This window comes from Streptomyces malaysiense, assembly GCF_000980885.2.
Lineage (GTDB): Bacteria > Actinomycetota > Actinomycetes > Streptomycetales > Streptomycetaceae > Streptomyces > Streptomyces malaysiense.
The window spans coordinates 18,734-32,257 of sequence record NZ_LBDA02000034.1 but is presented as its reverse complement, the minus strand read 5'-3'; the positions used below and the strand labels follow the sequence as shown (position 1 = coordinate 32,257).

The following is a 13,524-nucleotide window of genomic DNA, read 5'->3' as shown; positions in this document are numbered from 1 at the left end:
CCTCTCTATGACCGGCAATGACTTGGCAATGACTCGATCAGATCGCTTGCGAAAGAACTCATAGGACTAGAACCGGTCTTCGCGTGGCGCCGTGGACCTGGGCGATGAGCGCGAGCACCATCGAGCCCCCGGCCGCCCCGCCCGACCGCACCCGCGAGGAGAAACCCGTGGCCACCGAGACACCGCCCCCCGCCGCGCCGGGGACCCCCCTTCCCACCGCCGAGGAGTTCACCGAGGTGCGGCAGAGCGCGGAATTCGCCGAACTGCGCCGCGCCCACCGCTCGTTCGCCTTTCCGCTGACCGCCGCCTTCATCGCCTGGTACCTGCTGTACGTGCTGCTCTCCAACTACGCCGGCGGATTCATGGGCACCGAGGTCGTGGGCAACCTCGATGTCGCCCTGCTCCTCGGGCTCGCCCAGTTCCTCACCACCTTCCTGATCGCCTGGTGGTACGCCCGGCACGCCGCGGCCCGGCTCGACCCGAAGGCGCAGGCCATCAAGTCCCGCATGGAGGGGACCCGATGATCCCCTCGACCCACCGCACCCTGCTCGCCGCCGGCGAGGCGAGCGAGCACCGGACGCTGATCGTCACCCTGTTCGCCGTCTTCGTCGCGGCCACCCTCGTCATCACCGTCCGGGCCGGCCGGCAGACCAAGGACGCCGCCGACTTCTACGCGGGCGGGCGCCAGTTCACCGCCTTCCAGAACGGCCTGGCCGTCTCCGGTGACTACATGTCCGCCGCGTCCTTCCTCGGTATCGCCGGTGCCATCGCCCTCTTCGGCTACGACGGCTTCCTCTACTCCATCGGCTTCCTGGTCGCCTGGCTCGTCGCACTGCTCCTGGTGGCCGAACCACTGCGCAACGCCGGCCGGTACACGATGGGCGACGTGCTCGCCTACCGGCTGCGCCGGCGGCCGGTGCGCACGGCCGCCGGCGCCTCCACCATCGTGGTGTCGGTCTTCTATCTGCTCGCCCAGATGGCCGGCGCGGGCGTCCTGGTCTCCCTGCTCCTCGGCATCACCAGCGACCTGGGCAAGATCGGCATCGTCGCCCTGGTCGGCGTCCTGATGATCGTCTACGTCACCGTCGGCGGCATGAAGGGCACCACCTGGGTGCAGATGGTCAAGGCGGTGCTGCTGATGGCCGGCGCCGTCATGCTGACCCTCCTGGTCCTCATGAGGTTCCACTTCGACCTCTCGGACCTGCTCGGCCGGGCCGCGGAGAACAGCGGCAAGGGAGCGTCGTTCCTCCGGCCCGGCCTGAAGTACGGCGCCACCGGCACCACCAAGCTGGACTTCCTCTCCCTCGGCCTCGCCCTGGTCCTCGGCACCGCGGGCCTGCCGCACATCCTGATCCGCTTCTACACGGTGCCCACCGCGAAGGCCGCCCGTCAGTCGGTGATCTGGGCCATCGGCCTGATCGGGGTCTTCTACCTGATGACCCTCGCCCTCGGCTTCGGCGCCGCCGCGCTGATCCGGCCGGACGAGATCACCTCCTCCAACAAGGCGGGCAACACCGCGGCCCCGCTCCTCGCCCTGCACCTCGGCGGGACCGACTCCACCTGGGGCGCCGTCCTGCTCGCCACCACCTCCGCCGTCGCCTTCGCCACCATCCTCGCCGTCGTCGCCGGCCTCACCCTCGCCTCGTCCTCCTCCTTCGCGCACGACATCTACGCCAACGTCATCAAGAAGGGGCGGGCCACGGAGAAGGAGGAGTTGGGCGCGGCCCGCCGGGCGACCGTCGGCATCGGCGCGGTCTCCGTCGTCCTCGGTGCCCTGGCCCGCGACCTCAACGTGGCCGGCCTGGTGGCGCTCGCCTTCGCCGTCGCCGCCTCCGCGAACCTGCCGACGATCCTCTACAGCCTCTTCTGGAGGCGCTTCACCACCGCCGGCGCCCTGTGGTCGATCTACGGCGGCCTGGTCACCGCGGTCGGCCTCGTGCTGTTCTCCCCGGTGGTCTCCGGCACCCCGGCCTCGATGTTCCCCGGCGCCGACTTCCACTGGTTCCCGCTGGAGAACCCCGGGATCGTCTCCATCCCGGTCGGATTCCTGCTCGGCGCCCTGGGCACCCTGCTGTCGAAGGAGGCGCCGGACACCGCCAAGTACGCGGAACTGGAGGTGCGCTCCCTGACCGGGACGGGCGCGCACTGACGCCTGCGCGACCGTCGTACGGCGGCCGCGCCGCCGGGGCCCCACGGCTCTCAGGGCTGTACGGTCCTACGACGCGGCAGCCGGACACCTCGTTCGATCGGGCCGGTGCCACTGTCACCGGCGTCACGTAGGCTCGCAAGGGACACGGAAGAACACCGATGATCGAGGGAGGGGGCCCACGTGCTCATCGACACGTACGGCCGCGTGGCCACCGACCTGAGGGTCTCGCTGACCGACCGCTGCAATCTGCGCTGCACGTACTGCATGCCCGAGGAGGGCCTGCGGTGGCTGGCGAAGCCCGAACTCCTCACGGACGACGAGATCGTCCGGCTCATCGACATCGCGGTGCGCCTGCTCGGCGTCGAGGAGGTCCGCTTCACGGGCGGCGAGCCCCTGCTGCGGCCCGGCCTGGTCGGCATCGTCGAGCGCGTCGCGGCCCTCGGCCCGCGCCCGCGGATGTCCCTCACCACCAACGGCATCGGCCTCGGCCGCACCGCCGCCGCCCTGAAGGCGGCGGGCCTGGACCGGGTCAATGTCTCCCTGGACACCCTGCGCCCCGATGTCTTCAAGACCCTCACCCGCCGCGACCGCCACAAGGACGTGCTCGAAGGGCTCCTCGCCGCCCGCGCGGCCGACCTCGCCCCCGTCAAGGTCAACACCGTGCTGATGCCGGGGCTGAACGAGGACGAGGCCCCCGACCTGCTGGCCTGGGCCATCGAACACGATTACGAGCTGCGGTTCATCGAGCAGATGCCCCTGGACGCCCAGCACGGCTGGAAGCGCGAGGGCATGGTCACGGCCGGCGACATCCTCGCCTCCCTGCGCACCCGCTTCGACCTCACCCCCGAGGACGCCGGCGAGCGCGGCTCGGCACCGGCGGAGCGCTGGCTGGTGGACGGCGGCCCGTACCGGGTCGGCGTGATCGCCTCGGTCACCCGCCCGTTCTGCGCGGCCTGCGACCGCACCCGGCTGACCGCCGACGGGCAGATACGGACCTGTCTGTTCGCCACCGAGGAGACCGACCTGCGCGGCGCCCTGCGCTCGGGCGCGCCCGACGAGGAGATCGCCCGCCTGTGGCAGGTGGCGATGTGGGGCAAGAAGGCGGGCGCGGGCCTGGACGACCCGTCCTTCGTCCAGCCGGACCGCCCGATGTCGGCGATCGGCGGCTGAGCGGGGGCGTCCCCGGGGGGGCGAGCCCAGAGGCCGGCACCGCGGCGACCGCCCGGCGGGCGTCAACTCCCGCTCGGCTCCCACTCGTCGAACCGGACGACGTCCTTCAGGAAACCCCGCGCGCCCAGGAACTTCGACAGATGCTCGCGGTGCTCCTCGCAGGCGAGCCAGGTCTTGCGCCGCTCCGGTGTGTGGATCTTCGGGTTGTTCCAGGCCAGCACCCACACGGCGGTGGCGCGGCAGCCCTTGGCGGAGCAGATGGGGGTCTCGTCACTCACAGATTCGTCTCACCAGATCGGGTGCAGAACGAGGCGACGCCGAGCAGCCACGGGGGGAGCTGCCCGGCGTCGGTCCGTCGCTCCGACGGGGGATGCGGAGCGCTTACGCAGTATGTCACGGCATACCCGTCGCCCGGCACCGGAACTGCGTGATTGATTCTGAGCTTTTCTTGAGCATGAAATGCGACGGGCATCCGCGGCCGCGTCCCTCGCTTCAGCCCTGATCGCGTGGGGTCCGCTCGTCCTCGCCGCGCGGCCCCCCGATCACCGGACGCGTGGGCGCGGCGACGAACGTCGAGGGCAGGGACGGCGGCCGCTCACGGCCCGCGTTCGCCACCACCACGGCGATGTAGGGCAGGATCGCGCCGGCCACCAGCGCCACGATGGCGAAGGGCCGCTCGACGTTCCACAGCGTGGCCGCGAGGATCACCGCCAGCGTACGGATCGCCATCGAGATGACGTACCGCCGCTGCCGTCCGCGCACGTCCTCGGCGAGACCGGTCCGGGCGCCGGTGATCCGGAAGACCTGGCCGCCGTCGCCGTGCTGTTTCCGCATCGCCTTCACACTTCTTACGGTACGCCGCGCCCACGCCGCCGACGAGACCGGGTCACCCACCGCCTGCGACAACGCCCGGGGCCGTCCAGCGGCACCCGACATGCGGCCCAGGGTGCCCCGGCCGACACTGAGCGTAAGGCTCACGTCGACCCGGACGAGGAGGCAGCCATGGGCTGGTTGTGGGCGATCATCGTGGGATTCGTGCTGGGTGTGATCGCCAAGGCGGTCATCCCGGGCAAGCAGCACAGCCCCCTCTGGCTGACCACCATCTGCGGCATCCTGGGCGCCATCGCGGGCAACGCGATCGCCCGCGCGCTGAACGTCGCGGAGACCCGGGGCATCGACTGGAGCCGCCACATCTTCCAGCTGGTGGCCGCGATCATCATCGTCGCCGTGGTCGACTCGCTCTACGTGGCGACGGTGGGCAAGAGGAAGCGCCGCCAGGTCTGACGTCCGGAGCGCCCCGAGCGGTCCCGCGCCCCCGAAGGAGCGCGGGACCTCACCGTCTCGGGGCCCGCACCGGCATGAGGCTCCGCCGCGTGGGCGCGAGCGGCCCGGACGGGCGAGCCGCACGCACGCGGTCCGACGCGCCCGGCGCTATGCGGCGACGACCTCCACGGCCGCCAGGTTCCGCTTGCCCCGCCGCAGCACCAGCCACCGGCCGTCCAGCAGATCCCCGGGCGACGCCACCGCGTCCTCGGACGCGACCTTGACGTTGTTCACGTACGCCCCGCCCTCCTTCACGGTCCTGCGCGCCGCGGACTTGCTCGCGACCAGACCCACCTCGGCGAACAGGTCCACCACGGACCCCAGCTCGGCGACCTGGATGTGCGGCACCTCGGACAGCGCCGACGCCAGCGTCCTGCCGTCCAGCTCCGCCAGCTCGCCCTGGCCGAACAGCGCCTTCGAGGCGGCGATCACCGCGGCCGTCTGCCCGGCCCCGTGCACCAGCGTGGTCAGCTCCTCGGCCAGCGCCCGCTGCGCCGCCCGCGCCTGCGGCCGCTCCTCGGTCAGCCGCTCCAGCTCCTCGATCTCCGCGTGGGACTTGAAGCTGAAGATGCGCAGGAACTTGGCGACATCACGGTCGTCCGCGTTGATCCAGAACTGGTAGAACGCGTACGGCGTGGTCATCTCGGGGTCGAGCCAGACCGTGCCGGACTCGGTCTTGCCGAACTTCGTGCCGTCCGCCTTGGTGATCAACGGTGTGCCCAGCGCGTGCACCACGGCGTCCGGCTCGACCCGGTGGATCAGGTCGGTGCCGGAGGTGAGGTTGCCCCACTGGTCGCTGCCACCGGTCTGCAGCGTGCAGCCGTACCGCCGGTACAGCTCCAGGAAGTCCATGCCCTGGAGGATCTGGTAACTGAACTCGGTGTAGCTGATGCCCGCGTCGGAGTTCAGCCGCCGGGAGACGGCCTCCTTGGCGATCATCTTGTTGACCCGGAAGTGCTTGCCGATGTCGCGCAGGAACTCGATGGCCGACAGGCCCTGGGTCCAGTCCAGGTTGTCGACCATCACCGCGGCGTTCGGACCGTCGAAGTCCAGCAGCGGCGCGATCTGCCCGCGCAGCCGCTCGACCCACTCGGCGACCGTCTCCGGCGCGTTCAGCGTGCGCTCGGCGGTCGGCTTGGGGTCGCCGATCAGGCCGGTCGCGCCCCCGACCAGACCCAGCGGGCGGTGCCCCGCCTGCTGGATGCGGCGCATCGTCAGGATCTGCACGAGATTGCCGAGGTGCAGACTGGGCGCGGTCGGGTCGAAGCCGCAATAGAACGTGACAGGACCGTCCGCGAACGCCTTGCGCAGTGCGTCCTCGTCCGTGGAGAGGGCGATGAGCCCGCGCCACTTCAGTTCGTCGACGATGTCCGTCACGGTTCTCGTGTCTCCTTGATGATCCTCGGCGGTCGGGTGACAGCCGACTACGAGGTTATACGCCCTGGCTGACAGAACTCATGTTGAAATCGGGGACCCGCAGCGGCGGCATCGCGGCCCTGGTGAACCAGTCGCCCCACTCGCGCGGCAGCGTCTTCTCCGTGCGGCCCGCCTCGGTCGTGCGCCGCAGCAGCTCCACCGGCGACTCGTTGAACCGGAAGTTGTTCACCTGCCCGGTCACCTCGCCACCCTCCACCAGGTAGACGCCGTCCCGGGTCAGGCCGGTGAGCAGCAGCGTCGCCGGGTCGACCTCGCGGATGTACCACAGGCAGGTCAGCAGCAGCCCGCGCTCGGTGTCCGCGACCATCTCGTCCAGCGAGCGGTCGCCGCCGTCCAGGACCAGGTTGTCCGCGGCCGGGGTGACCGGCAGCCCGGTCAGGGCCGCGCTGTGCCGGGTCGTCGTCAGGTTCCGGAGGGTGCCCCGCTCGATCCAGTCGGTGGCCGGCGCCGCGAGGCCGTTGTCGAACACCGACCGGTCGCCGTTCGAGGAGTGCGCGATCACGAACGGCGCGCATTCCAGGCCGGGCTCGTCCGGGTCGCTGCGCAGGGTCAGGGGCAGCTCGGAGAGCCGCTCGCCGATCCGGGTGCCGCCGCCGGGCCGGGAGAAGACCGTACGGCCCTCCGCCGCGTCCCGGCCCGAGGCCGACCACAGCTGGTAGATGAGCAGGTCCGCCACCGCGGTGGGCGGCAGCAGCGTCTCGTAGCGGCCCGCGGGCAGTTCCACCCGCCGCTTCGCCCAGCCCAGGCGCACGGCCAGTTCGGCGTCCAGGGCGGCCGGGTCGACGTCCTTGAAGTCCCGTGTGGAGCGCCCGGCCCAGGCGGAGCGGGTGCGGTCCGGCGACTTGGCGTTCAGCTCCAGCGTGCCGGTCGGCTGGTCGTGCCGCAGCCGCAGCCCGGTGGAGGTGCCCAGGTAGGTCGAGACCATCTCGTGGTTGGCGAAGCCGTACAGCTCCCGGCCGCCGGCCCGCGCGCGGGCGAAGGCCTCGCCGAGCGCCGGCGCGAAGTCGGCGAACACCGCGGAGGAGGTCTCGGCGGGCGCGTCCGTGAAGTCGGGGGCCGCGGCCACACCCGTGACCAGCGGCTGCGCGTCCTCGGCGGGACCCGCCCCGCGCGCGGCGGCCTCGGCGGCCCGCACCAGCGGCTCCAGCTCGTCCGCCGTCACCGCCGACCGGGAGACGACCCCGGAGGCGGTGCCCTGCCCGCCGTCCACCGTCGCGATCACCGTGAGGCTGCGGCCCCGGGTCACACCGTTCGTGGTGAGGGCGTTGCCCGCCCAGCGCAGGTTGGCGCCGGAGGTCTCGTCGGCGATGACGAGGCACCCGTCCGCCCGGGACAGCGCGAGGGCCTGTTCGACGATCTCGTGCGGTTTGTTCGTACGGGCGCTCATCGGCCGGCCTCCTGCGTGGTGTTCAGAATGTTCACGCCCCGGAAAAGGGCGGACGGGCAACCGTGGGACACGGCGGCCACCTGGCCCGGCTGGGCCTTGCCGCAGTTGAAGGCGCCGCCCAGGACGTACGTACCCGGACCGCCCACCGCCGCCATCGAACCCCAGAAGTCGGTCGTGGTGGCCTGGTAGGCGACGTCCTTGAGCTGCCCGGCGAGCCGCCCGTTCTCGATCCGGAAGAAGCGCTGCCCGGTGAACTGGAAGTTGTAGCGCTGCATGTCGATCGACCACGACCGGTCGCCGACCACGTACACGCCCCGCTCCACGCCTCCGATCAGATCCTCGGTGGACAGCCCCGCGGGGTCCGGCCGCAGCGACACGTTGGCCATGCGCTGCACCGGCACATGGGCGGGGGAGTCGGCGTACGCGCAGCCGTTGGACCGCTCGAACCCGGTCAGCCGGGCGATCCTGCGGTCCAGCTGGTAGCCGACCAGCGTGCCGTCCTTCACCAGGTCCCAGGACTGTGCCGCGACGCCCTCGTCGTCGTACCCGATGGTGGCCAGGCCGTGCTCGGCGGTGCGGTCGCCGGTGACGTTCATCAGCTCGGAGCCGTACCTGAGCTTGCCCAGCTGGTCGAAGGTGGCGAAGGAGGTCCCGGCGTACGCGGCCTCGTAGCCGAGCGCGCGGTCCAGCTCGGTGGCGTGCCCGATCGACTCGTGGATGGTCAGCCACAGGTTGGACGGGTCGACCACCAGGTCGTACAGGCCCGGCTCCACGCTCGGCGCCCGCATCTTCTCGGCCAGCAGCTCCGGGATCCGCGCCAGCTCGTCGTCCCAGTCCCAGCCGGTCCCGGTCAGGTACTCCCAGCCGCGCCCGGCCGGCGGCGCCAGTGTCCGCATGGAGTCGAACTCCCCGCTGGAGGCGTCCACCGACACCGCGGTCAGCTCGGGGTGCAGCCGCACCCGCTGCTGGGTCGTGACGGTCCCGGCCGTATCGGCGTAGAACTTGTTCTCGTGCACGGCGAGCAGCGAGGCGTCCACATGGCTCACTCCGTCCGCCGCCAGCAGCCGCGCGCTCCAGTCCGCGAGCAGTGCCGCCTTCTCCTCGGCCGGCACGGTGAACGGATCGATCTCGTAGGACGAGATCCACGTCCTGTCGGCGTGCACCGGCTCGTCCGCCAGCTCCACCCTCCCCCACAGCCCGGAAGGCGTGGGAGATGCCCCCGCGTCGGACCCCGCGGCCTTGATCACCTGCGCGGACAACTTCGCCATGGCGACCGCCTGCGAGGCGACCCGGGCCGCCGCGGCCAGGGTCAGGTCGACCCCGGAGGCGAAGCCCCACGTGCCGCCGTGCACGACCCGGACCGCGTACCCGAGGTCGGTGGTGTCCGAGGACCCCGAGGGCCGGGCGTCGCGCAGCCGCACGGCCGCGCTGCGCACCCGCTCGAAGCGGAAGTCCGCGTGCTCGGCTCCGAGCGAGCGCGCGCGGGCGAGCGCGGCGTCGGCGAGTGACCTGAGCGGAAGCGCCGTGAAGGCTTCGTCGATGGAATGGGGCACGGAGGTCTCCCTGCTGTCGTGGCCTGTGGGCTCCGATCATGGCGCGCGAGCGGCCCCGTGGACCACATCCGTTCCGGACCCGGACCCGGGATTATGTAGAGACCCGACAGTGACGGTCCCGCGCCACTGTCGGTGCCCGAATGCCCGCGGACGCGGTCGTACCGATAGGTTTTCGATGAAGCCGCCTGCCATCGAGGTGTTCGGGCGGGTTGTCGGACCTCTAGCAGACCGCTATCGAAAGGGTGATCCGTTGAGCCGCTCGGTTCTCGTCACCGGAGGCAACCGGGGCATCGGCCTCGCCATCGCCCGCGTTTTCGCCGACGCCGGCGACAAGGTCGCGATCACGTACCGCTCGGGTGAGCCGCCGGCCGGCTTCCTGGCCGTCAAGTGCGACATCACCGACCCCGAGCAGGTGGAGCAGGCCTACAAGGAGATCGAGGAACAGCACGGTCCCGTCGAGGTGCTGGTCGCCAACGCCGGCATCACCAAGGACCAGCTCCTGATGCGCATGTCCGAGGAGGACTTCACCTCGGTCATCGACACCAACCTCACCGGCACCTTCCGCGTCGTCAAGCGTGCCAACCGCGGCATGCTGCGCGCCAAGAAGGGCCGCGTCGTCCTGATCTCCTCCGTGGTCGGACTGCTCGGCTCGGCGGGGCAGGCGAACTACGCCGCCTCCAAGGCCGCGCTGGTGGGCTTCGCACGCTCGCTCGCCCGTGAGCTGGGCTCGCGCAACATCACCTTCAACGTCGTCGCGCCCGGTTTCGTGGACACCGACATGACCAAGGTGCTCAGCGACGAGCAGCGTCAGGGGATCATGTCGCAGGTGCCGCTCGGCCGTTACGCGCGGCCGGAGGAGATCGCCGCGGCGGTCCGGTTCATCGCGTCGGACGACGCCTCGTACATCACTGGAGCCGTCATCCCCGTTGACGGCGGACTGGGAATGGGTCACTGATCACCATGAGTGGAATCCTCGAGGGCAAGCGCATCCTGATCACCGGTGTGCTGATGGAGTCCTCCATCGCCTTCCACGCCGCGAAGCAGGCCCAGGAGCAGGGCGCCGAGATCATCCTGACCGCCTTCCCGCGGCCCACGCTGACCGAGCGCATCGCCAAGAAGCTGCCGAAGCCGGCCAAGGTCATCGAGCTGGACGTCACCAACGAGGAGCACCTCGCGCGCCTGGCCGACCTCGTCGGCGAGGAACTGGGCGGCCTGGACGGCGTCGTGCACTCCATCGGCTTCGCGCCGCAGGACGCGCTCGGCGGCAACTTCCTGAACACGCCGTTCGAGTCCGTGGCCACCGCCATGCACGTCTCGGCGTTCTCCCTGAAGTCGCTCACCATGGCCTGCCTGCCGCTGATGCAGAACGGCGGCTCGGTCGTCGGCCTCACCTTCGACGCCCAGTTCGCCTGGCCGCAGTACGACTGGATGGGCCCGGCCAAGGCCGCCCTGGAGGCGACCAACCGCTACATGGCGCGCGACCTGGGCAAGCAGAACATCCGCTGCAACCTCATCTCCGCGGGCCCGATCGGCTCCATGGCCGCCAAGTCCATCCCGGGCTTCGGCGACCTGGCCGCCGTGTGGGACAGCCGCTCCCCGCTGGAGTGGGACCTGAAGGACCCGGAGCCGGCCGGCAAGGGCATCGTCGCCCTGCTCAGCGACTGGTTCCCGAAGACCACCGGCGAGATCATCCACGTGGACGGCGGTCTGCACGCGATCGGCGCCTGAGCGCTCACGCCCGGCTGAAACCCGCAGCACGGCAGCACGGCAAGGCCCGCGCCTCCAAGGTGGCGCGGGCCTTGCCGTGCGCGTGGCGTCGGCCGCGGTGCGGTCCGGGGTCGCCCGGCGTCATCCGCCGTCATCCGGTGTCGCACCGCGCGGTCACCCGTTCGGCCCACCGGTCGGGCGGACCACCCCGCGCGCGGCGCACCCTGAAGAGGCGCGCGTTCATCCGGCGCGTCCCTCCGCAGCCCGGCCGAGGAGGTCCCCCTTGTGCGCCTGTCCCGCTGCCTGGCCCCGCTGACCCTGGCCGCCGCCCTCGCACTCGCCCTGCCGTACGACGCCACGCCCCACGCGCACGCGAGCGCGGGCCCGCCCGCGCCGAGCCTGTTCGGGGCCGCCTGCCGGACCGCGGTGAACGGCTCCCATGTGGTGGCCTACTGCCACAACCCCTATGTGGACACCGACCGGGTACGCCTGCACATCGAGTGCGCCCGTTGGTGGGACATCGACACCGACAGCGCGCCGGTGGACATCGGGGCCGCCCTGACGGTACGGCTCACCGGACGCTGCTGGAAGGAGGTCGGCTCGGCGTGGATCAGCCACCAGAAGGTGCGCTGAACCGGGCCGTCAGCCGGTGCCGGGCCGTCCCGGCCGGCACTGGAAGGGGTAGCTCGCCGCCTCCCTCGCCGCCGCCTCGGTGTCGCCCGTGCGGATCGCGTCCACCAGGCGGGTGTGGTCCATGTGCGCCCCCGGCGTCAGCTCGGCGCCGACGTCCGCGCGCAGCGCTTCCCGCAGCAGCTCGCCCAGGTCGGCGTACATCGCCGTCATGACCTCGTTGTGGGACGCCCCCACCACGGCCAGGTGGAAGGTGGCGTCCGCGGCCACGAAGGACTCCGCCTCGCCGCTCTCCCAGGCCTCCTCACGCCGCAGCAGCAGCGCGTCCAGCTGCTTGAGGTCCTTCTCGGTGCGCCGTTCGGCGGCGAGCTTGGCCGCGGCCGACTCCAGCGTGGCGCGCACCTCGGCGATGTGCCGGGGGTCGGCGTCGGCGAACCGGCGGTGCATCACGCCGGCCAGCTCGCTGGTCGCCACCACATAGGTGCCCGAGCCCTGCCGGATGTCCAGCAGTCCGTTGTGGGCGAGCGCGCGCACGGCCTCGCGGACCGTGTTGCGGGCGACTCCCAGCTGCTCGACCAGCTCGGGCTCGGTCGGGATACGGGATCCGACCGGCCACTCGCCGGTGGCGATCTGGTTGCGCAGTTCGGCGATCACCTGCTCGGAGAGGGCCGAACGGCGCGGGTGGCTCAGAGGCATGGCACACCTTCGCACGACAGACCGGAGCACGCACACTCCGGTGGTTCCGGGAATGGACAACCAATCATCCTATGATTCTATGATGGGTCTCATGGCTAGTGAGGAATCCCGGACAGTGGACACCCGTACGGCGATGTCACCGACCGAACGCGACACGTCCGCCGCGGTGGGCGCGACCGAGACGACCCTGGAGAAGGGCCCCACGCACACGTGGGCGACCCGCCTGGTGGTCGCCGGCATCGTGCTGTCCGCCGTCAACCTCCGCCCGGCCATCACCAGCCTCGGCGCCCTCCTGGAGGAGGTCCGTGACGGGCTCGGCATGAGCGGCAGCGTGGCCGGACTGCTCACCTCCGTGCCCCCGCTGTGCTTCGCCGTCTTCGGCGTGACGGCGCCCCGCCTGGCGCGCCGCTTCGGACCGGCCGCCGTGGTGTGCGCCGGCATGGCCGCGATCTTCACGGGCCTGCTGATACGGCCGTACGCCGGCGGTACCGCCGGGTTCCTGGCCGCCAGCGCGCTCGCCCTGATGGGCATCGCCGTCAGCAACGTGCTGATGCCGGTCATCGTCAAGCGCTGGTTCCCCGACCGGGTCGGCTCCATGACCGGGCTGTACTCGATGGTCCTCGCGCTCGGCACCTCCCTGCCGGCCGCGGTGACCGTCCCGCTGACCCACGCCATGGGCGGGAACTGGAAGCCGGGGCTCGCGGTGTGGGCGGCGCTCGCGGCGGTGGCGGTGCTGCCCTGGGTGCCGCTGCTCCGGGCGGGCCGGGAGCGGTCGGTGCCCGCCGCGCGGCCGGCGCCGGCTTCGGGACACGCACCGGCTTCGGCGCGGGCCGGGGAGCAGCCGCCGCTGCGGATCACCCGCAGCCGTACCGCCTGGGCGCTCGCCGTCTTCTTCGGCCTCCAGGCCACCGCCGCCTACATCACCATGGGCTGGATGCCGCAGATCTTCCGGGACGCGGGCGTGTCCGCGGGCACCGCCGGGCTGCTGCTCGCCGTCACGATGGTGATGGGCGTGCCGCTGGCCTTCGTCATCCCGCGGATCGCCACCCGGCTGCCCCACCAGGGCCCGATCGTGCTGGTCCTCGGCGTCTGCGGGCTCGCCGGATACTCCGGTCTGTACCTCGCCCCGGCCGACGGCGCCTGGGCCTGGGCGCTGCTGCTCGGCATCGCCAACTGCGCCTTCCCGCTCGCGCTGACCATGGTCGGCATGCGCGCCCGCAGCGGCCCCGGTGTGGCCCAGCTGTCCGCGTTCGCGCAGAGCACCGGCTATCTGATCTCCATCCCCGGCCCGCTGCTGGTCGGCGTGCTCTACCAGCACAGCGGCGGCTGGGGACTGCCGATAGCCCTGATGGCGGGCCTCCTGGTGCCCCAGATGGCGGTGGGCTTCCTGGCCGGCCGCGACCGCACGGTCGAGGAAGAGGCCGCGACGCGCTGACCCCCCGCGCACGGCCGCCGGGGGAGGAGTGCGAGAC

Annotated in this window: 14 protein-coding genes; 8 read left to right on the top strand and 6 right to left on the bottom strand. The window is 71.6% G+C overall.

The window, feature by feature from the left end; all coding sequences use genetic code 11:
- Nucleotides 1-167 precede the first annotated feature (167 nt).
- The 3 genes from VT52_RS15420 (at nt 168) to moaA (ending at nt 3,319) form a co-directional block, all read left to right on the top strand.
- Entirely contained in the window at nt 168-524 is a 357-nt protein-coding gene (locus VT52_RS15420) for a DUF485 domain-containing protein (protein WP_046417131.1), read from the top strand.
- On the top strand, nt 521-2,149 hold the full coding sequence (locus VT52_RS15415; protein WP_046417005.1) for a solute symporter family protein: 1,629 nt from the start codon (nt 521-523) through the stop codon (nt 2,147-2,149). Before VT52_RS15420 ends, VT52_RS15415 begins: the two co-directional genes overlap by 4 nt.
- Before the next feature lie 180 nt (nt 2,150-2,329).
- Entirely contained in the window at nt 2,330-3,319 is a 990-nt protein-coding gene (moaA, locus tag VT52_RS15410; protein WP_046417004.1) for a GTP 3',8-cyclase MoaA, read from the top strand.
- Nucleotides 3,320-3,381: 62 nt separating this feature from the next.
- Here the strand turns inward: moaA and VT52_RS15405 are convergent, their stop codons facing one another.
- Together VT52_RS15405 and VT52_RS15400 are read right to left on the bottom strand one after the other, a co-directional pair.
- Nucleotides 3,382-3,597, bottom strand: a complete 216-nt coding sequence (locus VT52_RS15405) for a hypothetical protein (protein ID WP_046417001.1) — start codon at nt 3,595-3,597, stop codon at nt 3,382-3,384.
- Nucleotides 3,598-3,811: 214 nt separating this feature from the next.
- Nucleotides 3,812-4,153 (bottom strand): DUF3099 domain-containing protein, encoded by a 342-nt coding sequence (locus tag VT52_RS15400; protein WP_046417000.1) that lies wholly within the window; start codon nt 4,151-4,153, stop codon nt 3,812-3,814.
- A 168-nt stretch (nt 4,154-4,321) separates the two neighbouring features.
- On the opposite strand from VT52_RS15400, the gene VT52_RS15395 reads away from it, so the two are divergent.
- Nucleotides 4,322-4,603, top strand: a complete 282-nt coding sequence (locus tag VT52_RS15395; protein ID WP_046416999.1) for a GlsB/YeaQ/YmgE family stress response membrane protein — start codon at nt 4,322-4,324, stop codon at nt 4,601-4,603.
- A 147-nt stretch (nt 4,604-4,750) separates the two neighbouring features.
- Here VT52_RS15395 and tyrS read toward each other — a convergent pair whose 3' ends face one another.
- Genes tyrS through VT52_RS15380 form a run of 3 tightly spaced genes read right to left on the bottom strand, consistent with a single transcriptional unit; the run spans nt 4,751 to nt 9,019 of the window.
- The gene (tyrS, locus tag VT52_RS15390; RefSeq protein WP_046416997.1) at nt 4,751-6,019 is read right to left on the bottom strand and encodes a tyrosine--tRNA ligase; all 1,269 of its coding nucleotides are present in this window, start codon (nt 6,017-6,019) and stop codon (nt 4,751-4,753) included.
- Between the two features lie 55 nt (nt 6,020-6,074).
- The gene (locus VT52_RS15385; protein ID WP_046416996.1) at nt 6,075-7,466 is read right to left on the bottom strand and encodes a metallopeptidase TldD-related protein; all 1,392 of its coding nucleotides are present in this window, start codon (nt 7,464-7,466) and stop codon (nt 6,075-6,077) included.
- A complete protein-coding gene (locus VT52_RS15380) occupies nt 7,463-9,019 on the bottom strand; it encodes a TldD/PmbA family protein (protein WP_046416994.1) in 1,557 nt (518 codons plus the stop codon). The genes VT52_RS15385 and VT52_RS15380 overlap by 4 nt, the downstream gene beginning before the upstream one ends.
- A 250-nt stretch (nt 9,020-9,269) precedes the next feature.
- Between VT52_RS15380 and fabG the strand changes: the two genes are divergently transcribed.
- The 3 genes from fabG to VT52_RS15365 all read left to right on the top strand — a co-directional run bounded on the left by fabG (nt 9,270) and on the right by VT52_RS15365 (nt 11,359).
- Nucleotides 9,270-9,974: a 3-oxoacyl-[acyl-carrier-protein] reductase gene (gene fabG, locus VT52_RS15375; RefSeq protein ID WP_046416993.1), complete on the top strand. Its 705-nt coding sequence runs from the start codon at nt 9,270-9,272 to the stop codon at nt 9,972-9,974.
- Between the two features lie 5 nt (nt 9,975-9,979).
- Nucleotides 9,980-10,747, top strand: coding sequence for an enoyl-ACP reductase FabI (fabI, locus tag VT52_RS15370; protein ID WP_046416992.1), 768 nt, complete (start codon nt 9,980-9,982; stop codon nt 10,745-10,747).
- Nucleotides 10,748-11,011: 264 nt separating this feature from the next.
- Entirely contained in the window at nt 11,012-11,359 is a 348-nt protein-coding gene (locus VT52_RS15365; protein ID WP_046416990.1) for a hypothetical protein, read from the top strand.
- A 9-nt stretch (nt 11,360-11,368) separates the two neighbouring features.
- Here VT52_RS15365 and VT52_RS15360 read toward each other — a convergent pair whose 3' ends face one another.
- Nucleotides 11,369-12,052 carry a FadR/GntR family transcriptional regulator gene (locus tag VT52_RS15360; RefSeq protein WP_046416988.1) on the bottom strand — a complete coding sequence of 228 codons (684 nt, stop codon included), beginning with the start codon at nt 12,050-12,052 and terminating at the stop codon, nt 11,369-11,371.
- Between the two features lie 91 nt (nt 12,053-12,143).
- Between VT52_RS15360 and VT52_RS15355 the strand changes: the two genes are divergently transcribed.
- Entirely contained in the window at nt 12,144-13,487 is a 1,344-nt protein-coding gene (locus tag VT52_RS15355) for a CynX/NimT family MFS transporter (protein ID WP_420856286.1), read from the top strand.
- Nucleotides 13,488-13,524: the final 37 nt, after the last annotated feature.